Below are 20,911 nucleotides of genomic sequence, written 5' to 3' on the forward strand. Positions count from 1 at the left end.
GCGTCATGTCCGGCCCCCTGGTCCGCTCCTCCTACCGCGCCGGCCGCCTCTGGGCCACCGCCATGCGCAAAAAAGGCCGCGACATCCCCGCCGAACTCGCCCACATCGCCGACGGCATCCAGGACTCCGGCACCACCCGCCAGGAAGCCAGCACGCTCCTGGCCGCCCGTTCCTGACCCGGCAGCCGCAGCCGCCCAGGGCCGGACACCGGATCTTTCCGGCGTCCGGCCCTTCGGCTTTGGTCACGTAGAATTGAGGCACTATGGCGAAATCCCCTGACTCCAGCAACTCCACCCCGGCGGACTCCAGCGCGGCAAAGCGCGGCCTGTTCTCCCGCAAGCCGAAAGAGGCGAAGGCCAAAAAGCCCAGCCGCCTCAAGCAGATCGGCGAGGTCTTCAACATGACCCGCCGCCACGACCCCATGGTCCCGTGGCTGATGCTGCTGGTCTTCCTGGGCGTTGTGGCCGTCAGCTTCCTGGTGGGTTTCTGGCTGGACAACTGGATCACCGGCCTGATCATCGGCATCCCGCTGGGCCTGCTCGGCGCCACGCTGATCCTGTCCCGGCGCGCGGAACGGGCGGCCTTCGCCCAGATCGAAAACCAGCCGGGCGCCTCCGGCGCAGCACTGGGTACCCTCCGCCGCGGCTGGATCACCGAGGAACAGCCTGTCGCCGTCAACCCGCGCACGCAGGATGCCGTGTTCCGCGCCATCGGCCGTCCCGGCGTCGTCCTGGTCAGCGAAGGCCCCACGCTCCGGGTGAAGCCGCTGCTGGACGCCGAGCGCAAGCGCCTGGCCCGGATCCTGCCCAACGTAACGGTGCACGTCATCGAAAGCGGCCGCGGCGAGGGCCAGGTGCCCATCAGCCAGGTGGCAAAAAAGATGGGCAAGCTGAAGAAGGAACTGACCAAGCTTGAAGTAAATGCCGTTTCAAAGCGCATTGCGTCCCTGGGGAACCGGCTCCCCATCCCCAAGGGCATCGACCCCTACAAAGCCCGCCCCAACCGCGGACGCTAGGCCTGAACAGCGCCCCGGCCACCGGATCCTTCCGGCAGCCGGGGCGTTTTTCTTGCACAGGCCATTTCCGCACGCCAGCAAAGTGCCAGGCGCTCGAACGGGTAACGCCGCCCCGCCAACCAACGATGACGACAGCCCTACAGGACAGGACATCCCATGCCCCTCCGCAACGCCGCCATCCGCGCTTTCCGCATCCTCGCCGTCGCCGAAGCTTTCAGCTGGGCAGCCCTGCTGATCGGCATGTACTTCAAATGGATTGCCGGCACCACCGAGATCGGCGTACAGGTGGCCGGACCTATCCATGGAGCGCTGTTTGTTGGCTACGGCGTGGCGGCGCTGGTGCTCTGGCGCCTGCAGCGCTGGCCGTTCACTGTGGCGCTCTTTGCCGGGCTCTCAGCGGTCTTCCCGTTCGCCACCATTCTCTTCGAACGCTGGGCTGATAAGCGGGGTTTGCTGGCTGCTGCCGACGCCGTCGCAGCATCCCCCGAGACCGGCCGGTCCAAGGTCTCGGAGGAGAGCCAAGTCTAGGGCAACCGCCCCCGTCTGCTCAGCGGCGGATCAGCAGGGTGTTCATCGCTTTGTCGTGCAGGCCGCGCTGGTCGGGATCAAAGATCACGGCAGGGACCACCAGGCACAGCAGTACGGCCCGCACCAAGGCGGCCAACGGTCCAGGTGTCCCGCCGCCGGGCCGCACCACCGAGATGCCCACCACGCGGTGGCCGATGCTGTATCCGAGCGTGCCCACCAGGAGGGTCTGCTCAAGGGCAAAGATTCCCAGGGTAGCCCATGAGTCGCCGGCGAACGCGAAGTTGCTGATGAGCAGGGCAATGCCCCAGTCGATCATGATGGCAACGATCCGCCGGCCGGCCCGGGCGATGGACCCCGGCCCCGATTCGGGCAGGCCCAGGCGCTCACCGGGATACTTGGAAATGCCGGACGTGTCCGGCCCGGTGAGCCATGAGCCAAGGTCTTTGCGATCTACCACCGTCCAAGTTTACCGGCCTCCATCCCCCACGCCGGCCCGGTGCGCGGCGCCCACATCGCGGATGGGGTTAGACCACAGTGTGGACACCCGATAGCGTGGTCATAACAGGGCATTCTGTAACCTGCCCGAAACAATGTGGACACGGACGGGAAATGCCGCGTCCATAGGCTGTTAGCAGTTTCAAGCAATCTCCCCGGCAGGTATCTGCGGCAGGGCCACAGCAGGGAAAACCTTGCGTCTTCCCTGCTTTCGGATTGCGCTGGATCATATGGCTGAGGCCAGATATTTACATATGCGTTAGGAGCATAGATGTTCAAGACTGCGGACGAAGTCCTCAAGTTCATCAAGGACGAAGATGTAAAGTTCGTCGATATCCGCTTCACCGACCTTCCCGGCGTCCAGCAGCACTTCAACGTTCCGGCTAAGAGCGTTGACGCTGACTTCTTCGTCAACGGCCAGCTCTTCGACGGTTCTTCCATCCGTGGCTTCCAGGGCATCGCCGAATCGGACATGCAGCTGATCCCCGATGTGACCACCGCGTTCCTGGACACCTTCCGCATGGAAAAGACCCTCGCGCTGAACTTCTCCATCGTGAACCCGCGCACCGGCGATCCCTACCACCGCGATCCCCGCGGCGTGGCCGAGAAGGCCGAAGCGTACCTGGCTTCCACCGGCATCGCTGACACCGCGTTCTTCGCTCCCGAGGCCGAGTTCTTCGTGTTCGACAACGTCCAGTACCAGTCCTCCCCGCAGGGCAGCTTCTACAAGATCGACTCCGAAGAAGCGCACTGGAACACCGGCCGTGAGGAAGAGGGCGGAAACCTCGGTTACAAGACCCCCGTCAAGGGCGGCTACTTCCCGGTTTCCCCCACGGACAAGCAGGCCGACCTGCGCGACGCCATGTGTGTTGCCCTGGATGAGGCCGGCCTCGAGGTCGAGCGCAGCCACCACGAAGTTGGATCCGCCGGCCAGGCTGAGATCAACTACAAGTTCACCACCCTGACCCACGCTGCCGATGACCTGCAGAAGTTCAAGTACGTCATCAAGAACACCGCGGACGCCTGGGGCAAGTCGGTCACCTTCATGCCGAAGCCGGTCTTCGGTGACAACGGCTCGGGGATGCACTGCCACCAGTCGCTGTGGAGCAACGGCGATCCGCTGTTCTACGACGAGAAGGGCTACGCCGGCCTGTCCGACACTGCCCGCTGGTACATCGGCGGCCTGCTGAAGCACGCCGACGCCGTCCTGGCCTTCACCAACCCGACGGTCAACTCCTACCGCCGCCTGGTTAAGGGCTTCGAAGCTCCGGTCAACATGGTCTACTCGCAGGGCAACCGCTCCGCCGGTATCCGCATCCCGATCACGGGCTCCAACCCGAAGGCCAAGCGCATCGAATTCCGCGCTCCGGACCCCTCCTCGAACCCGTACCTGGCGTTCGCTGCCCAGCTGATGGCCGGCATTGACGGCATCCGCAACCGCATCGAGCCCCCGGCACCGATCGACAAGGACCTCTACGAGCTGCCCGCCGAGGAAGCCAAGGACATCCCCAAGGCTCCGGGCACCCTGGAAGAAGCCCTGGAAGCACTGCGCGAGGACAACGAGTTCCTGCAGGCCGGCGGCGTCTTCACCCAGGACCTGATCGACACCTGGATCGATTACAAGTACGAGAACGAGATCCGCCCGCTGTCCCTGCGCCCGAACCCCTACGAGTTCGAGCTCTACTACGGCGTCTAGTCTCCACTCCGCCTGGCAGTACTGCCAGGCCCGCTGAGGCAACGAAAGGCGGCCACCGGTAATCCGGTGGCCGCCTTTCGCGTTCCCGGGCCGGATGCCCGGAATGATTAAAAGGTGGAGGCCCGGCTCCAGACGTGCTGAGACCGGGAGCCAGGCCTCCTGACGAATGTCCCCCGAGACGAAGACTGTTCGAGCCTTCCCCCCAACAAGGTTGAAGAACACCGCCATTCCACATCATCGATTAAACGGTTTCCCAGCGCAATAAGGGCCCGCCGGTGTTACCTCATTGTGGCTTGGCGAACGGCATGAACAGGGTGCGCTGCGGCCCCGCAGATCCGCCGGTGTACCGGCCGTGGTCCACGAAGCCGGCCTTCAGGTACGCGGCCAGCCCCGGCCCGTTGGCCTCGTTGACGGAGAGTACGACGCCGGATGCACCGGTTGGGTGCCGGCGCTCGAGTTTTCCTGCCGCCACCACGGCGGCGGCGGCTCCCAGCGTCCCCAGGCCTTTGCCCTGCTGGCGCCGGTCCACGAGGAAGCCGCGGAGCAGCCAGGCGGAGCCGTCATCCGGCCAGCCGGCCAGGGTGGCTGCCCCGGATTGCAGGGTGAGCACGCCTATGGCCCGCCCGCCGGCCTCCATCACGAAGGGATGCCGCCCCTCTTCGGCCAGGCCGGTGAGGGCCATCCGCAACGGATCCCCCACAAATCTCTCCTGGCCGGGCCCTAGCTGAAGCCTTGCCACAGCGTCCAGGTGGATTGCCTGGGCGTCCGCATCCAGGTCCCGCAGCGGGATGATCCAGACGGCCCCAAGGAACCCGTCAGTGCCCATAGAAGATGCGCTCAAAGACTCCACGTGCCCGGCGGCTGACCCGGAGGTAATCCTCCTCGAGGGCTGCGGCGTGGCCGGGCTCGTAGCCGCACCACCGCGCCACCGCTTCCAGGTCGCGGCGGGATGAGGGCAGAAGGTCGGACGCCTTGCCGTTCCAGATGACGTTTGCGGACCTGATCCTGCTCGCCAGCCGCCAGGCCTGCGCCAGCGTTTCGGAGTCGTCCCGGGACAGCAGCCCAAGCGCAGCCGCGGCCTCCAGCGCCGGAAGGGTGGACGTAGTCCGCAGCTCCGGGTGTTCGCCGGCGTGCTGGAGCTGGAGCAGCTGGACCAGCCATTCGACGTCGCTCAGGCCGCCGCGGCCCAGCTTCAGGTGCCGGGCGGGATCGGCGCCGCGGGGCAACCGTTCCGACTCCACCCGGGCCTTCACCCTGCGGATCTCCCGGACGTCCTGCCCCGCAACGGACTCCGGATAGCGAATGGGGTCGATCAGGGCCAGGAAGTCGGCCGCGAGGCCGTCGTTACCGGCCATCGGACGCGCGCGGAGCAGCGCCTGGGCTTCCCAGATCAGTGACCAGCGCCGGTAGTACTCGGCGAAGGATTCGAGGGAGCGGACCATTGCCCCGTTCTTGCCTTCCGGCCGAAGGTCAGCGTCCATCTGCAGGACGCGTTCGGCCATAATGGCCGGCTTCAACGGCTGGGTCAGCAGGCTGGACACCTTGGCGACGATCCTGCCCGCCTGTTCCTGGGCCTCAGCCTCGGAAAAACCCGGCAGGGCCCGGTGGACGTACATGACATCGGCGTCGGAACCGTACCCGATTTCCCGTCCGCCCTGCCGCCCCATGGCAACCACCAGCACGGCGGTCTTCAGGGGTCCGCCGGCGGACACGATCCCCTCGGCCACGCGCAGGGCACCCAGGACCGCGGCCCGGTCGTTATCCGCGAGTGCGGAGCCCACCTGGTCCTGGTCCAGCAGCCCTGCCGAGTCGGCGATGGCGATCCGGAGGATTTCCCGCCGGCGGATGAGCCGGATCAGGCGCATGGCGCTTTCCGGATCGGCGTGCCGTGACATCTTGGACGTAATTTCCTGCCACTGCGCTTCGAAGGACACCGGAACAAGGTCCTTGTCCTGCCCCAGCCAGGCAACCGACTCCGGGGACACTTCCAGCAGGTCGGCAATGAGCCGCGAGTTGGAGAGCATGTGGCAGAGCCGCTCAGCGGCGGCGTTGGAGTCGCGGAGCAGGCCAAGGTACCAGTGGGTGGTTCCCAGGGCCTCGCTGACCCGGCGGAAGGCGAGCAGGCCGGCGTCGGGATCCACGCCCTCGGCGAGCCAGTCCAGGAGGATCGGGAGCAGCTGGCGTTGCAGGGCGGCCCGCCGGCTGACACCGGCCGTCAAAGCTTCGATGTGCCGCATCGCGCCCTGCGGGTCACTGTATCCAAGCGCTGCCAGCCGGGCCTGCGCGGCCTCGGGGGTGAGCCTGGCATCCTCACTGCTGAGCTTGGCCGCCGAGTTGAGCAGCGGCCGGTAGAAGATCCGTTCGTGGAGTTCCCGGACGGACCGTTTGGTCTTTTGCCAGGCGGCCAGGAGGGCATCCGGGTGCGGCCGCTCATTGGAGAACGGGCCAAGCACGGCCTTCGCCAGGGCACGCAGCGCCGGTTCGGCCACCGGCATCAGGTGGGTGCGGCGCAACTGGAACAGCTGGATCCGGTGCTCCAGGAGCCGAAGGTACCGGTAGGCGTTGTCGAAGGCTGCGGCGTCCGTGCGCCCGATGTAACCGCCCGCCGACAGTGCCGCGATCGCCGACGTGGTGTCCCGCCGTCGTAATGTCTCATCTGCCTTGCCGTGTACCAGCTGCAGCAACTGGACCGTGAACTCCACGTCGCGCAGGCCGCCGCGGCCCAGCTTGATCTGCCGCTGCTCCTCGGCGGCGGGGATGTGCTCGGTCACCCGCCGGCGCATGGCCTGGACGGACTCGACGAACCCGTCGCGGCCTGCCGAATTCCAGATCAGCGGGGCCACCGCTTCCTCGTACCGGCGGCCCAGCCGGGCGTCCCCGGCGATGGTGCGAGCCTTCAGCAATGCCTGGAACTCCCAGCTTTCGGCCCAGCGCGCATAGTAGGCCTCGTGGGAGGCCAGGGTGCGTACCAGCGGCCCGGATTTACCTTCAGGCCGGAGGTTCGCGTCGACTTCCCAGAGTCCGGGTTCGCGCGCCACGGAGGAGATGGCCCGGGAGATCCCACTGGCCAGCGCGGTTCCGATGGTGTTGGCGTGAGCGTCCTCCAGCTGCCCGGCATCGATGACGTAGATGACGTCGACGTCGGAGATGTAGTTCAGCTCGCGGGCGCCGCACTTGCCCATCCCGATGACCGCCAGGCCAACATCGGCGACGTCGGCGGCGTCGAACTGTTCTGCCGCCTCGGCCCGCGACACGGCTAGCGCGGCTTCGATGGCCGCGCCGGCGAGGTCGGCCAGCTCGCCGCCCACGGACGGCAGGAAGTCCAGCGGGTCCGCGGCGCAGAGATCCTTGATGGCCAGGTCCACCACTCCCCTGCGGTACGCCGTCCGCAGCGCAGCGTAGGCCTCCGCGCCCGTCGCGGCAGCAACGGGGCGCGCGGCGCGGGGATCGGCGCCCACCGACTGCAGCAGCGTGGACCGCAGCTCCGCGGGGTCGGCGGGGAGGGGCTCCGGACTGGTGCGGACATTGAACGCCGTGAGGTGTTCGGGGTGCCGGATCAGGAACTCGCCCAGGGCCTCCGAGGCGCCGAGTACCCGGTACAGCGGTTCGCTGGTTTCGGGATCCGCCCCGGCGATGTCGCGCAGGCCGGGGTGTTTTTCGATCAGCCGAACGAGGGACTGCAAAGCCGTGTCCGGGCTGGCAGCGAGCTGCAGCCCGGCGAACAGCTTCTCCTGGTCCAGCCCTTCCAGCTCACGGGCCGCCAGGAAGCGTTCGCCTTTTTCAAGGTCGCTAAATCCGGCCGCGATGAGGCGGCGTGCCAGGCTCACGCCCGCGGCCTAAAGGATGCCGAGATTGCGCTGCAGTTCGTAGGGCGTCACCTGCAGGCGGTAGTCCTGCCATTCGGCCCGCTTGTTCCGGAGGAAGTGCTCGAAAACCTGCTCGCCCAGGATCTGCGGCATCAGTTCAGAGTCCTCCATGGCCCGGATGGCGTCATGCAGGCTGGCCGGGAGGGGGTCGTGGCCCATGGCCCGGCGCTCTGCCGAGCTCAGCGACCAGACGTCGTCCTCCGCTGCGGCCGGGAGGTCGTAGCCTTCCTCGATGCCCTTGAGGCCTGCGCCCAGCAGCACGGCGTACGCCAGGTACGGGTTGGTGGCGGAATCGATGCCGCGGTATTCGATCCGGGCGGACTGGCCCTTACCCGGCTTGTACAGGGGTACGCGCACCAGCGCGGAACGGTTGTTGTGGCCCCAGCTCAGGTAGCTCGGTGCTTCGCCACCGCCCCAGAGGCGCTTGTAGGAGTTCACGAACTGGTTGGTGACGGCGGTGAATTCGGGCGCGTGCTTGAGGATGCCTGCAATGAACTGGCGGGCCGTCTTGGACAGCTGGTACTCGGCACCGGCCTCGAAGAATGCGTTGCTGTCACCTTCGAACAGGGAGAAGTGCGTGTGCATGCCCGAACCCGGGTGGGCCGTGAACGGTTTGGGCATGAAGGTGGCGTAGGTTCCCTGCTGGAGTGCCACCTCCTTAATAACAGTGCGGAACGTCATAATGTTGTCCGCGGTCTGGAGGGCGTCGGCGTAGCGGAGATCGATCTCGTTCTGGCCGGGGCCGCCCTCGTGGTGGCTGAATTCCACCGAGATCCCCACAGACTCAAGCATGGTGACAGCGGTCCTGCGGAAGTCCTGAGCCACGCCACCGGGCACGTGGTCGAAGTAACCGCCCTCGTCCACAGGCACCGGCGCGCCGTCCGCACCCAGTTCCTGGGACTTCAGGAGGTAGAACTCAATCTCCGGGTGCGTATAGCAGGTGAAGCCCATGTCTGCGGCCTTGGCCAGGGTCCGCTTAAGGACGTTGCGGGGGTCCGCTGTAGACGGCTCACCGTCAGGCGTCAGGATGTCGCAGAACATCCGCGAGGTCTGTTCGGTCTCACCGCGCCATGGCAGGATCTGGAAGGTCGCCGGGTCCGGCTGCAGCAGCATGTCCGACTCGAAAACGCGCGCCAGGCCCTCGATGGAGGAACCGTCGAAGCCAAGGCCTTCCTCGAATGCCCCTTCAACTTCCGCCGGCGCCAGCGCCACGGACTTCAGCGATCCCACGACGTCGGTGAACCACAGCCGCACAAAACGTACGTCGCGCTCTTCGATTGTGCGCAGGACAAATTCTTGCTGGCGGTCCATGATGGCCTCTTCTCCGGTCAACGTCCATGCTCCGGGTCCACGCAAGGGGAAAGCCGGCAGCAGTTCACCAACACTGTACTAAGCATTCGACGCCGATGCTTGAGCCTGCGCCGCACGTAACACAGCATTAACCTGGCGCACGGTCCGCGGCGGTCCGCGGCGCCGGTTTGGCCGTTCCCGCCAGCCGGCCGACACCCTCGGTTATGACGGTTATCACCTTTGGCGCCCGCCCCCGCGGTAGCTAGGACGGTGGGTACCGCACTACGCTCGTCCCATGGCCTCCAACAGCTCCGAATCACGCGCGTCCGCCGAAGTACCCGCCCCCTACGGCACTGGCCCTGCGCAGCCGGCGCCCGCAGCAGAGCGGAAGCCGGCCAAGGTACGTATCCACCACCTGCAGCAGGCCAAGCGGGACGGAACACGGTTCGCGATGCTGACCGCCTACGAGCAGTACACGGCCGAAATTTTTGACGCCGCCGGGATCGAAGTCCTGCTGGTGGGCGACTCCGCCTCCAACAACGTCTTTGGGAACGAAACGTCTTTGCCCGTCACCGTTGACGAGCTCCTCCCCCTGTGCCGGGCGGTCGCGCGCACCGCCAAACGCGCCCTGGTGGTGGCGGACCTGCCTTTTGGCAGCTACGAGGTTTCAGTGGAGCAGGCGGTGGCCACCGGCGTGCGCTTCCTGAAAGAGGGCCTGGTCCAGGCGGTCAAGATCGAAGGCGGCGCCTACTACGCCCCCACTGTCCGGGCCATGGTCCAGGCCGGTGTTCCCGTGATGGCCCACATAGGTTTCACCCCGCAGAGCGAACATGCCCTGGGCGGCTACCGGGTCCAGGGCCGCGGCGACGATGCACAGCGCCTGATTGACGACGCCGTCGCTTTGGCCGGGGCGGGGGCGTTCTGTGTCCTCATGGAAATGGTCCCGGCCGAAACCGCGGCGGCCGTGGACGCCGCCGTCGACGTTCCCACCGTGGGCATCGGCGCGGGCAAGGAAACCACCGGCCAGGTGCTCGTCTGGCAGGACATGGCCGGACTCCGCGGCGGCCGGATGGCAAAGTTCGTCAAGCAGTACGCGGACCTGCGCAGCACGCTGCTCGACGCGGCCACGGAGTACGGCAACGACGTCCGGACCGGGCAGTTTCCCGGCCCCGAGCACTCCTTCTAGGCCGGCACCTGCTTCAGGGCGGGCACCTGCCCGTCAGTCGTCGTCGCCCTTTTCCCAGGACTCGTTGCGGGCGCGGACCTTTTCAATCGCGTGCTCGGCTTCTTCCCTCGTCTTGTAGGGCCCGATCAGCTGGCTCCAGTCGGAAAGCCTGTCCTCTTCGACCTCGTGGGTATTGACGTTGTACCAGTACTCAGGCATTGCTGCTCCCTCGGTTCGGCCGGCGCTTCCGGAACGTGATCCGCGTAACGTTGATTCTTACGGCGGCATGCCCGGCTTCGCGGTTGTTAGGCGTTCTGTGGTGCCTTATATGATCAATCTATGCCTTCCCTCGCCTCGACTGCACCCATCGGCACCCTCACCCCCGGTACCGTCAGCCCGCAGCGTCCCGTCCCGGCGTCCATCCCCCGCCCGGAGTACGTGGGCAAACCCGCCCCTGCCAAATTCACCGGCTCCGAAGTAAAATCCGCGGAGACCATCGAGAAGATCCGCGTCGCGGGGAAGATCGCAGCGCAGGCCATCGTCGAGGTGGGAAAGCACATTGAGCCCGGCGTCACCACCGACCAACTGGACAAGGTGGGCCATGAGTTCCTCCTCGACCACAACGCCTACCCCTCCACGCTGGGCTACCGCGGCTTTCCCAAGTCCCTGTGCTCTTCCCTGAACGAGGTCATCTGCCACGGCATCCCGGACAGCACGGTGGTCCAGGACGGCGACATCATCAACATCGACATCACCGCCTTCATCAACGGCGTCCACGGCGACACCAACTACACCTTCCTGGTGGGCGACGTGGATGAAGATTCCCGGCTGCTGGTGGAACGGACGCAGGAATCCCTGAACAGGGCCATCAAAGCCGTTGCCCCTGGCCGCGAAATCAACGTCATTGGCCGCGCCATCCAGTCCTACGCCAAGCGCTTCGGCTACGGTGTGGTCCGTGACTTCACCGGGCACGGCGTGGGCGAGGCTTTCCACACCGGGCTGATCATCCCCCACTACGACGCCGCCCCGGCCTACAACACCGTCATCGAAGCCGGCATGGTCTTCACCATCGAACCGATGCTCACCCTGGGCACCGTGGAATGGGACATGTGGGCCGACGACTGGACCGTTGTCACCAAAGACCACAAGCGCACCGCCCAGTTCGAGCACACCCTCCTCGTCACCGAAAGCGGCGCCGAAATCCTCACCCTGCCGTAGCGCGCCGCCCTGCGGCCGCACCGGCCTGCGAGAGCTGCAAGCCGCCCGGCACCCTATTCCCTGCCCGTCCCCTGCCACGAACGGAAACCCATTGGCCAAGAAAGACGAGAAGTTGCACAAGAACGCCCCGCTGATCGGCATCGACATCGGAGGCACGGGAATCAAGGGCGGCATCGTCGACCTGAAAAAGGGCAAGCTCCTGGGCGACCGGTTCCGGGTTCCCACGCCGCAGCCGGCCACCCCCGAGGCCGTGGCCGAGGCCGTGGCACTGGTGGTGGCAGAGCTCTCAGCGCGTCCCGAGGCCCCGGAGGCCGGCTCGCCGGTCGGCGTGACCTTCCCCGGCATCATCCAGCATGGAGTGGTCCACTCCGCCGCGAATGTGGACAAGAGCTGGCTCGACACGGACATCGATGCCCTCCTCACCGCCCGGCTTGGCCGCCCGGTTGAGGTAATCAACGACGCCGATGCCGCCGGACTCGCGGAAGCCCGCTACGGCGCGGGCGAAGGCGTCAAGGGAACCGTCCTGGTCATCACGCTTGGCACCGGCATCGGCTCGGCCTTCATCTTCGACGGCAAGCTCGTCCCGAACGCCGAACTGGGCCACCTGGAGGTGGACGGTTTCGATGCAGAGACCAAGGCGTCCGCCGTGGCACGTGAGCGGGACGGGCTGTCCTGGGATGAATACAGCGTGCTGCTGCAGCGCTACTTCTCCCACGTTGAGTTCCTGTTCTCCCCCGAACTGTTCATTGTTGGCGGCGGCATCTCCAAGCGTGCCGACGAATACCTGCCCAACCTCAAGCTCCGCACCCCGATTGTCCCGGCGGTGCTCCGGAACGAAGCCGGGATTGTGGGCGCCGCCGTGGAGATAGCGCTGCAGCACAAGCTCACCAAGTAGGCTGCACCGCGACGCCGGGCCCCTTACGGTTAACGCTGAACACCCCTTCCGGATCCGGGAGGGGTGTTCTGCGTTTTCGTGTTCAGACTTTTAGTGTTCTGCGTATAGGTGCACTGCGTATTGATGATCCGCAGGGCCGCCGCACTGGACGTTCATGGCTGGTGAGGCCGCGCCGAGCGGGTGAGGTACCGGCGGCAGCTGCGGCTTCCCCTCCGCAGCTGCCGCCGGAAGTCTTAGAGGGAAGTCTTTTCCGGCTTTCGCGGCGTAACAGGACTTTCCGTGGCATCTTCCTGCGCCTCGTGGCGGAGCTGGGCGATGGCTGACTCAAAGTCCTCAAGGGATTCGAAGGCCTGGTAGACGCTCGCGAAGCGAAGGTAGGCGACCTCGTCCAGCTTCTGCAGCGGACCAAGAATTACCAGGCCCACCTCATGGGCGTCGATTTCCGCGGCGCCGGAAGCGCGGATCTGCTCTTCCACTTCCTGCGCCAGCATGGCGAGGTCGTCCTCACTCACAGGGCGCCCCTGGCAGGCCTTGCGGACGCCGTTGATGACCTTGCTGCGGCTGAAGGGCTCGCCCACACCGGACCGTTTGATGACCGACAGGCTGGTGGTTTCCACGGTGGTGAACCTGCGCCCGCACTCCGGGCACTGCCGGCGCCGGCGGATGGCGGACCCGTCGTCGGCCATCCGGCTGTCCACCACCCGGGAGTCGGGATTGCGGCAGAACGGACAGTACATGGCGTCCCTCTCTCGCAGGGTCCCTTTGGGGACTGTGGAATCGGCAGTCGGCAGGTGAAGACTATGGTGGCACAGGTTGGCGGCATCGCTGCCGCAGCCTCCAGTTTACGGCGGCCGGCAGGTGAATAACAAGCGTGTCATTACTACATGTAGTGGATGCAACAACTACATGTAGTGCCAGAGCACTTTTGGGGGCTTAGCCGGCGGCGCCCGGGAAACGTGCCGTGACCGCGTCACCGTGGGCGGGCAGGTCCTCCGCGCGGGACAGGTTCACGATGTGGCTGCTGACTTCGGCAAGGGCGTCCCGGCTGTAGTTCACCACCTGGATGGCCCGCAGGAACGTGGTGACGTTCAGGCCGGAGGAAAAGGCCGCGGTTCCGCTGGTGGGGAGCACGTGGTTGGAGCCGGCGCAGTAGTCGCCAAGGCTGACGGGGCTGTAGTCCCCCACGAAGATTGCCCCGGCGTTCCTGATCCGCGCCGCAACGGCGGACGCGTCCTTGGTCATGATCTCCAGGTGCTCGGCGGCATAGGCATCACAGGCCGCGATGCCCTGTTCCAGGCCGTCCACCAGCACCACGCCGGATTGCGGGCCGGACAGGGCCTCACGGACCCGGTCGGAGTGCCTGGTGGACGCGGCCTGCACGTCCAGCTCCGCGCGCACGGCAGCGGCGAGGTCCTCCGAATCCGTGATCAGGACCGACGCCGCCTGGGGGTCGTGTTCTGCCTGGCTGATCAGGTCGGCAGCAACCAGGGCAGGCTGCGCGGTGGAGTCAGCGAGGATGGCGATCTCGGTGGTGCCTGCCTCGGAATCGATGCCCACCACACCCTTCACCAGGCGCTTGGCAGTAGCGACGAAGATGTTGCCTGGCCCCGTCACCACGTCCACGGGCTCCAGGGCCGGGCCGGCCTCCGTCGCATCAACGCCGTAGGCGAAGGCGGCGATCGCCTGTGCGCCGCCAATGGCGTAGACCTCGGTGATTCCCAGCAGGGCGGCTGCAGCAAGGATGGTGGGGTGCGGCAGCCCGCCGAACTCCTTCTGCGGCGGCGACGCCAGGGCGATGGATTCCACGCCGGCGGCCAGTGCGGGCACCACGTTCATGATGACCGACGACGGGTAGACGGCCAGGCCGCCGGGCACGTAGAGACCCACCCGTGCCACCGGAACCCAGTTCTGGCTGACCAGGGCGCCGTCGCCGAGTTCGACGTCAACATTGCGGGGACGCTGGCCGTCGGCGAAGATGCGGGCACGCCGGATGGATTCCTCGAGCGCCTTCCGGACGGCGGGGTCCAGGTTGTCCAGGGCCGAGTCGAGGGCCTCCGCGGGCACCCGGGGGTGGGACTGCTCCACACCGTCGAACCGGAGCGCCAGCTCAGCCAGCGCCTCGAACCCCCTCGCGCGGACGGCGCCGATGATGTCGAGAACCTTCTCCTCGGCGTTGGCCACCGTCTGTCCCTGTGCGCGGGGGACTGCCGCGCGGAGCCCGGCGAGGGTCAGGTTGCGGCCCCGGACGTCCACCGTCCGGAAGTTCACGGCAGTGGCGGGGGTGGCGGGGAACTCCGATGAAATGGTCACCGGACTATTTTACGGGGCGCCGCGGCCGCTGCTGCCAGCGGCCTCCTCCAGCGGGTTCCCGGCGCCGGGCTTCCGGCCAAGCTGTTCCAGGAGCTCCAAGACAAATACGGAAATGGCGGTGGCTGCCGGCCACAGGAGCAGCACCGGCAGTGCGCGGAGGGAGAATGCCAGGCTTGCATTCAGGGACGTGTCCACCGGAGTGCCCCACAGCCGTCCGGCCAACATCCCTGCCTGCCAGGCCAGGAGGCTGCCAACCAGCGCTCCGGCCAGGCCCAGCACCAACGATGCCTCCGGCCGGGGGCGCCGGCGGTCGGCCAGGAACACCGCAAGAAGGCAGCCGGCAAGGACCATCAGCCCGGCGAGCGTAAGGTCCCGCGGCAGCCAGACGGAGGTGTTGGAGCCGGTAGCCAGCGCAGGGTCCCGGGTGATCAGGTTGAGGCCGCCCGGTGCCAGCAGCCACCACAGGATTCCGGCGGGAACGCCGGCAACCGCAGGAACGGCGAAGAGGGCCCACGGCAGGCGCGGCCGGTCCCGGCGGGGTATAAGTGTCATGCCACAAACCTTAACAAATGTTCCTGCCGGCAGACCGCCGCCCAGCCACGGGTTGTTGACCTCCCGCCTGTGTCGGAATGTTGCTCTCCGGGGGAAGGCGGACAATAGGGTTAGGGAACAAGCAACTGCCCATCCACCATTCAGGAGTTACGGGTGACCGACAACAGCGCGCCGTTCGAACGGACGTTCAGGGAAATGTTCCGGCGCCACGCGGCCGGGGTGGCCATCATCACGGTCAACTACCAGGACGAGCCCTACGGCTTCACGGCAACGTCAGTGGCTTCGCTGTCTGCCCAGCCGCCACGCTTCACCTTCAACATGGCCCGCAGTTCGCGTTCCTGGCCGGCTGTGGCCAACACCACGTATATCGGGGTCCACATGCTGGGGCTCGAAAACCAGCAGCTGGCCGCACGGTTTTCGGCCGCCGGAAACCGATTCGAGGGCGACCACTGGGCAACGGGGCCGCACGGGGTACCCGTGCTGAAGGACGTTGCGGGCTGGCTGATCGGCGAAGTGCAGATGCGCCTGTCCTTCGAAAACAACGCCGTGGTGGTGGTCCAGGTGGTCGACGGCCAGGTGGGCGGCGAAGGCACGCCCCTGCTGTACCACGCCGGGGGTTACGGCCAGCCTGTCCCCCTCGACTACGAAATCTAGCCCCGGCCAACACACCTCCCGCAGAAGGTCGGACGACGGCGGAAGGCGGCCTCCGCCGTCGTGCTTCCCTTCGGGAAGATCACCTAGGCATCCAGGCAGGCCGGGCCCAGGAGGACTTTCAGGTCGCCGAACAGCGAGGGGCTCGGGTTGACCCGCAGGTGCACGGGCAGGCCCATGACCTCGGTGCGGGTGTCGCCCTGGAGGTGCAGCCGGACCTCGGAATTGCCCCGGTGGGTTCGGAGCACGTCGCCGAGTTCGGTCACCACAGCCTCGGTGGCCTTGTGCGTCGGCATGGTGATGACCACGGGGCCGTTCAGGCCTTCACTGAGGTCCGGGACGGACAGTTCCATGCAGTTCAGGGCGATGGCGCCGTCGTCGCGTTTCTGCAGGCGGCCCTTCACCACCACGATCAGGTCCTCGGCGAGCACTGACGCGATGGGTCCGTAGACCTGGCCGAAGAACATAACCTCGATGGAACCACCCAGGTCCTCCACCTCGGCGCGTGCGTAGGCGTTGCCGCTGGCCTTGGCAATCCTGCGGCTGAGCGAGGTGATCATGCCCGCGATCGTGAGGATGGCGCCGTCCTGCGGCCCGTCTTCACCCAGGATGGTGGTGATGCTCATTTCCGCGTGCTGGCTCAGGACCCCTTCCAGGCCCTGGAGCGGGTGGTCCGAGACGTAAAGCCCCAGCATGTCGCGCTCGAACGAGAGCTTGTCCTTCTTCTCCCACTCAGGCAGGTCCGGGATCTCGATGCTCAACGACGCTTCGGACTCGGCCTCCTCGAAGCCCGCGAAGAGGTCGAACTGGCCGATCGCCTCGTTGCGCTTCAGCGTGATCACGGAGTCGATGGCTTCTTCGTGGATCATGGCCAGCGCGCGGCGGTGGTGGCCCAGGGAGTCGAAGGCGCCGGACTTGATCAGCGACTCGATGGTCCGTTTGTTGCAGACCACCGCCGGTACCTTCATCAGGTAGTCCTTGAAGGACGTGTAAGCGCCCTCGCTCTCGCGGGCGGCAACCATGGCCTCCACCGCGTTGACGCCGACGTTGCGGATTGCGCCCATGCCGAAGCGGATGTCCGTGCCCACAGGGGTGAAGTTCAGGGCCGATTCGTTGACGTCCGGTGGCAGGACGGTGATGCCCATGCGACGGCACTCGTTGAGGTAGATGGCCGACTTGTCCTTGTCGTCACCCACCGACGTCAGCAGCGCAGCCATGTATTCGGGTGCGTAGTGCGCCTTCAGGTAGGCGGTCCAGTAGGAAATGACGCCGTAGGCGGCCGAGTGGGCCTTGTTGAACGCGTAGTCCGAGAACGGCAGCAGGATGTCCCAGAGGGTCTTCACGGCCGCCATGGAGTAGCCGTTGTCCTGCATGCCCTGGGAGAAGCCGGCGAACTGCTTGTCCAGTTCCGATTTCTTCTTCTTGCCCATGGCGCGGCGGAGGATGTCTGCCTGGCCCAGCGAGTAGCCGGCCAGCTTCTGCGCCACGGCCATAACCTGCTCCTGGTACACGATCAGGCCGTAGGTCCCGCCGAGGATCTCCTTGAGGGGTTCCTCCAGTTCGGGGTGGATAGGGATGACTTCCTGGATGCCGTTCTTACGGAGCGCATAGTCGGTGTGGGCGTTGGCGCCCATGGGACCGGGCCGGTAGAGCGCAAGGACAGCGGAAATGTCTTCGAAGTTGTCAGGCTTCATCAGCTTGAGCAGGGACCGCATGGGTCCGCCGTCGAGCTGGAACACGCCCAGGGTGTCGCCGCGGGCCAGGAGCTCGTAGGACGGCGCGTCGTCGAGCTCCAGGTTCTCGAGGTCCAGGTCGATGCCGCGGTTCATCTTGATGTTCTCGAGGGCGTCGGAAATGATCGTCAGGTTCCGCAGGCCCAGGAAGTCCATCTTGATCAAGCCCAGGCCCTCGGACGTGGGGTAGTCGAACTGCGTGATCACCTGGCCGTCCTGGAAGCGGCGCATGATGGGGATGACGTCGATGATCGGGTCCGAGGACATGATGACGCCGGCGGCGTGCACGCCCCACTGGCGTTTCAGGCCCTCGATGCCCAGGGCCGTCTCGAAGACCTTGGCGGCCTCCGGATCCGTGCTGACAAGCTGCCGGAAGTCCCCTGCTTCGCTGTACCTTTTTGATTCCGGATTCTGGATGTCCGCCAGCGGAATGTCCTTGGCCATGACGGCCGGGGGCAGGGCCTTGGTGAGCTGCTCCCCCATGCTGAACGGGTAGCCCAGCACGCGCGAGGAGTCCTTGAGCGCCTGCTTGGTCTTGATGGTGCCGTAGGTCACGATCATGGCCACGCGCTCGTCACCGTATTTGCGCGTCACGTAGTCGATGACTTCGGAGCGGCGCCGGTCATCGAAGTCGACGTCGAAGTCGGGCATGGAAACGCGGTCCGGGTTGAGGAAGCGTTCGAAGATCAGGCCGTGCCGCAACGGATCGAGGTCCGTAATTCGCATGGCGTACGCCACCATGGAACCGGCACCGGAGCCACGGCCGGGGCCGACGCGGATGCCGTTGTTCTTGGCCCAGTTGATGAAGTCCGCCACCACGAGGAAGTAGCCGGGGAAGCCCATCGAGGTGATGACGCCCAGCTCGTAGTCCGCCTGCTTGCGGACCTCGTCCGGGATGCCCTTGGGGTACCGGTACTGCAGGCCCAGGTCCACTTCCTTGACCAGCCAGGAGGTTTCGTCCTCACCCGGCGGGCAGGGGAACCGCGGCATGAAGTTGGCGTTCGTGTTGAACGACACTTCGCACCGCTCGGCGATGAGCAGCGTGTTGTCGCAGGCCTCGGGGTGGTCGCGGAAGAGCTCGCGCATTTCCTGCGGGGACTTCAGGTAGTAGCCGCTGCCGGAGAACGCGAACCGGGAGCCGCCGTTGTCGTAGGTGGGCTCCAGCAGGGTCGAACCGGACTGGATGGCCAGCAGCGCCTCGTGCGCCTTCGCGTCGTGCTCGTGGGTGTAGTGGAGGTCATTGGTGGCCACCAGCGGCAGGTTTAGTTCCTTGGCAAGGCGCAGCAGGTCACCGGTGACGCGCCGCTCGATGTCCAGGCCATGGTCCATCAGTTCGCAGAAGTAGTTCTCAGCACCGAAAATGTCCCGGAACTCCGCTGCGGCTTCCACGGCTTCGCGGTACTGGCCAAGGCGCAGCCGGGTCTGGACCTCGCCGGAGGGGCAGCCGGTGGTGGCGATCAGGCCCTCGGAGTAGGTGTTGAGCAGTTCCCGGTCGAGCCGCGGCCACTTTCCGAAGACGGAGTCCAGGGACGCGATGGAGGATGCGCGGAACAGGTTCCGCATGCCCACGTTGTTGTAGCTCAGGAGCGTCATGTGGGTATACGAACCGCCACCGGAGATGTCGTCCTTGCGCTGGTTTTCCTCGCCCCAACGGACGCGGGTCTTGTCCCCGCGGGCGGTTCCGGGCGTCACATAGGCTTCGACGCCGATGATCGGTTTGATGCCCTTTGCCTGGGCTTTCTGCCAGAAGTCGAACGCACCGAACAGGTAGCCGTGGTCCGTAGTGGCCAGCGCCGGCATGCCCAGCCGTTCGGTTTCGTCGAACAGCTCCCCCAGCCGGGCGGCTCCATCCAGCATGGAATATTCGGTGTGGGTGTGCAGGTGGACAAACGAATCATTGCTGGAAGTCACCGGACTATTCTATGCGCTGCCCGGTTACGGCCCTGCCAGGAAGATGCCGCTCAGGCCTGTCCCGAGGCGAGCACGTCGAGGGCGAAGGCCAGGTCCTGCGGATAGTCGCTGGTCACGCGCACCCGCTCACCCGTCACAGGGTGGTCGAAGCCGAGTTCCCGGGCATGGAGCCACTGCCGCGTGAGCCCAAGGGTTGCAGCCAGGCGCGGATCCGCGCCGTAGGTGAGGTCGCCCGCGCAGGGATGGCGGAGTGCGGAGAAATGGACGCGGATCTGGTGCGTGCGGCCGGTCTCGAGGTGCACTTCCACGAGGGACGCCTTGCCAAAGGCTTCCAGCACCTCATAGTGGGTCACGGATGGCCGGCCCTCTTCCGTCACGGCAAACCGCCAGTCGTGCCCCGGGTGGCGGCCGATGGGGGCATCGATGGTTCCGGTCAGGGGATCCGGCAGGCCCTGGACCACGGCGTGGTACACCTTGTCCACCGTGCGCTCCTTGAACGCACGCTTGAGGGCTGTGTAGGCCCTCTCGGACTTGGCCACCACCATCACGCCGGACGTCCCGACGTCGAGCCGGTGGACAATCCCGGCCCGTTCCGGCGAACCCGACGTGGAGATGCGGTAGCCGGCACCGGCCAGGCCACCCACCACGGTGGGCCCCACCCAGCCCGGAGAAGGGTGCGCCGCAACCCCCACCGGTTTATCGACGACGACGAAATCGTCGTCGTCCAGCAGGATCTTCAGGCCTTCCACAATTTCCTCCACGACTTCCAGCGGATCGCGCCGCTCCGGAATAGTGACCTCCAGCGTGTCGCCGGCCGCCAGTTTCGCTGACTTGCCAAGGGCTTTGCCCCGGCTGAGCACGTGCCCTTCCGCGATCAGGGCGGCGGCTGCTGAGCGTGAAATGCCCATGATGGCTGCAAGCCCTGCATCTGCCCGGGTGCCGCCGTATTCCTCCGTGACGATGATCGGCTCAGGCATCAGCGTCCGTGCCCTTTCGCTCGGCATGCACCCGGGTTCCATCCAGGGAAATGCCGCGAAGAGTCAGGATGCAGATGATGGCCACGGCAGAGACCACCGCAGAATCGGCGATGTTGAAGATGGCGAAGTTGGGCAGCTGGATGAAGTCCACCACATGGCCCATGCCGAACGAGGGTTCGCGGAAGAGCCGGTCCGTGAGGTTGCCGAGCGCCCCGCCCAGCAGCAGGCCCAGCGCAAGGGCCCACCAGACAGACCCCAGCTTCCGGACCTGGAAGAGGATGGCGACAGCGACGGCGGCCATGATAATGGAAAACACCCACGTGACGTTCTCGCCGATGGAGAAGGCTGCGCCGGAGTTTCGGATGAAGTACCAGTGCAGGAGCGGCGGCAGGACCGGGATGCGTTCGCCCTCCACCATGGAGGACGTCACCCACATCTTGGTCAGCTGGTCGAAGATGTAGGCAAATACTGCGAATCCGGCGAAGAAGGACAGCAGCACCCCGCGTCGTGGGCGGGGTGACGGCGGGACAGGGCGTGCAGCGCCGGCGGCAAGTTCGTCAGTCATGGTGCTTTCATTCGTAAAACCGGGGTCAATGCCAAAAGCCGGTG

The 20,911-nt window shown here is 66.1% G+C and carries 18 protein-coding genes and 1 pseudogene; 8 read left to right on the forward strand and 11 right to left on the reverse strand.

What is annotated here, in order from left to right:
* The 3 genes and pseudogenes from AC1DBN_RS17120 to AC1DBN_RS17130 form a co-directional block, all read left to right on the forward strand.
* Window positions 1-176: pseudogene (locus AC1DBN_RS17120) on the forward strand (lipoyl synthase); the annotation flags it as partial.
* Between the two features lie 86 nt (window positions 177-262).
* On the forward strand, window positions 263-1,015 hold the full coding sequence (locus tag AC1DBN_RS17125; RefSeq protein WP_015936805.1) for a DUF4191 domain-containing protein: 753 nt from the start codon (window positions 263-265) through the stop codon (window positions 1,013-1,015).
* Between the two features lie 156 nt (window positions 1,016-1,171).
* Complete coding sequence (locus tag AC1DBN_RS17130) at window positions 1,172-1,543, forward strand: DUF3817 domain-containing protein (RefSeq protein WP_477723760.1); 372 nt, start codon at window positions 1,172-1,174, stop codon at window positions 1,541-1,543.
* A 19-nt stretch (window positions 1,544-1,562) separates the two neighbouring features.
* Here AC1DBN_RS17130 and AC1DBN_RS17135 read toward each other — a convergent pair whose 3' ends face one another.
* Complete coding sequence (locus tag AC1DBN_RS17135; protein WP_477723761.1) at window positions 1,563-2,000, reverse strand: RDD family protein; 438 nt, start codon at window positions 1,998-2,000, stop codon at window positions 1,563-1,565.
* A gap of 309 nt (window positions 2,001-2,309) precedes the next feature.
* Here AC1DBN_RS17135 and glnA point away from each other — a divergent pair, with 309 nt between their 5' ends.
* On the forward strand, window positions 2,310-3,734 hold the full coding sequence (gene glnA, locus AC1DBN_RS17140) for a type I glutamate--ammonia ligase (RefSeq protein WP_091719531.1): 1,425 nt from the start codon (window positions 2,310-2,312) through the stop codon (window positions 3,732-3,734).
* A 283-nt stretch (window positions 3,735-4,017) separates the two neighbouring features.
* Here the strand turns inward: glnA and AC1DBN_RS17145 are convergent, their stop codons facing one another.
* The 3 genes from AC1DBN_RS17145 to AC1DBN_RS17155 are packed head-to-tail and all read right to left on the reverse strand — an operon-like array spanning window position 4,018 to window position 8,911.
* Window positions 4,018-4,560 (reverse strand): N-acetyltransferase family protein, encoded by a 543-nt coding sequence (locus AC1DBN_RS17145; RefSeq protein WP_477723786.1) that lies wholly within the window; start codon window positions 4,558-4,560, stop codon window positions 4,018-4,020.
* Entirely contained in the window at window positions 4,550-7,561 is a 3,012-nt protein-coding gene (locus AC1DBN_RS17150) for a bifunctional [glutamine synthetase] adenylyltransferase/[glutamine synthetase]-adenylyl-L-tyrosine phosphorylase (RefSeq protein WP_314216291.1), read from the reverse strand. Before AC1DBN_RS17150 ends, AC1DBN_RS17145 begins: the two co-directional genes overlap by 11 nt.
* A 9-nt stretch (window positions 7,562-7,570) precedes the next feature.
* Complete coding sequence (locus AC1DBN_RS17155; RefSeq protein ID WP_091723936.1) at window positions 7,571-8,911, reverse strand: glutamine synthetase family protein; 1,341 nt, start codon at window positions 8,909-8,911, stop codon at window positions 7,571-7,573.
* 274 nt (window positions 8,912-9,185) lie between these two features.
* Here AC1DBN_RS17155 and panB point away from each other — a divergent pair, with 274 nt between their 5' ends.
* Window positions 9,186-10,076 (forward strand): 3-methyl-2-oxobutanoate hydroxymethyltransferase, encoded by an 891-nt coding sequence (gene panB / locus AC1DBN_RS17160; protein WP_314216293.1) that lies wholly within the window; start codon window positions 9,186-9,188, stop codon window positions 10,074-10,076.
* A gap of 33 nt (window positions 10,077-10,109) precedes the next feature.
* Here panB and AC1DBN_RS17165 read toward each other — a convergent pair whose 3' ends face one another.
* Entirely contained in the window at window positions 10,110-10,274 is a 165-nt protein-coding gene (locus AC1DBN_RS17165; protein ID WP_157693445.1) for an SPOR domain-containing protein, read from the reverse strand.
* Window positions 10,275-10,394: 120 nt separating this feature from the next.
* Between AC1DBN_RS17165 and map the strand changes: the two genes are divergently transcribed.
* Both map and ppgK read left to right on the forward strand, forming a co-directional pair.
* A complete protein-coding gene (gene map / locus AC1DBN_RS17170; RefSeq protein WP_314216295.1) occupies window positions 10,395-11,273 on the forward strand; it encodes a type I methionyl aminopeptidase in 879 nt (292 codons plus the stop codon).
* Window positions 11,274-11,364: 91 nt separating this feature from the next.
* The gene (gene ppgK, locus AC1DBN_RS17175) at window positions 11,365-12,168 is read left to right on the forward strand and encodes a polyphosphate--glucose phosphotransferase (RefSeq protein ID WP_314216296.1); all 804 of its coding nucleotides are present in this window, start codon (window positions 11,365-11,367) and stop codon (window positions 12,166-12,168) included.
* Window positions 12,169-12,401: 233 nt separating this feature from the next.
* On the opposite strand, the gene nrdR is transcribed toward ppgK, so the two are convergent.
* The 3 genes from nrdR to AC1DBN_RS17190 form a co-directional block, all read right to left on the reverse strand.
* Window positions 12,402-12,905, reverse strand: a complete 504-nt coding sequence (gene nrdR / locus AC1DBN_RS17180) for a transcriptional regulator NrdR (RefSeq protein WP_314216297.1) — start codon at window positions 12,903-12,905, stop codon at window positions 12,402-12,404.
* Between the two features lie 196 nt (window positions 12,906-13,101).
* Window positions 13,102-14,478 (reverse strand): histidinol dehydrogenase, encoded by a 1,377-nt coding sequence (gene hisD, locus AC1DBN_RS17185; protein WP_477723762.1) that lies wholly within the window; start codon window positions 14,476-14,478, stop codon window positions 13,102-13,104.
* Between the two features lie 9 nt (window positions 14,479-14,487).
* The gene (locus tag AC1DBN_RS17190; protein WP_091719516.1) at window positions 14,488-15,030 is read right to left on the reverse strand and encodes a hypothetical protein; all 543 of its coding nucleotides are present in this window, start codon (window positions 15,028-15,030) and stop codon (window positions 14,488-14,490) included.
* Between the two features lie 153 nt (window positions 15,031-15,183).
* Between AC1DBN_RS17190 and AC1DBN_RS17195 the strand changes: the two genes are divergently transcribed.
* Window positions 15,184-15,684: a flavin reductase family protein gene (locus AC1DBN_RS17195; RefSeq protein ID WP_091719514.1), complete on the forward strand. Its 501-nt coding sequence runs from the start codon at window positions 15,184-15,186 to the stop codon at window positions 15,682-15,684.
* An 83-nt stretch (window positions 15,685-15,767) separates the two neighbouring features.
* Here AC1DBN_RS17195 and dnaE read toward each other — a convergent pair whose 3' ends face one another.
* Genes dnaE through lspA form a run of 3 tightly spaced genes read right to left on the reverse strand, consistent with a single transcriptional unit; the run spans window position 15,768 to window position 20,867 of the window.
* The gene (gene dnaE, locus AC1DBN_RS17200) at window positions 15,768-19,325 is read right to left on the reverse strand and encodes a DNA polymerase III subunit alpha (RefSeq protein WP_091719512.1); all 3,558 of its coding nucleotides are present in this window, start codon (window positions 19,323-19,325) and stop codon (window positions 15,768-15,770) included.
* Window positions 19,326-19,375: 50 nt separating this feature from the next.
* Window positions 19,376-20,302, reverse strand: coding sequence for an RluA family pseudouridine synthase (locus AC1DBN_RS17205; protein WP_314216302.1), 927 nt, complete (start codon window positions 20,300-20,302; stop codon window positions 19,376-19,378).
* Complete coding sequence (lspA, locus tag AC1DBN_RS17210; RefSeq protein ID WP_477723763.1) at window positions 20,295-20,867, reverse strand: signal peptidase II; 573 nt, start codon at window positions 20,865-20,867, stop codon at window positions 20,295-20,297. Before lspA ends, AC1DBN_RS17205 begins: the two co-directional genes overlap by 8 nt.
* Window positions 20,868-20,911: the final 44 nt, after the last annotated feature.

This window comes from Pseudarthrobacter sp. 10T415 (genome assembly GCF_056394175.1).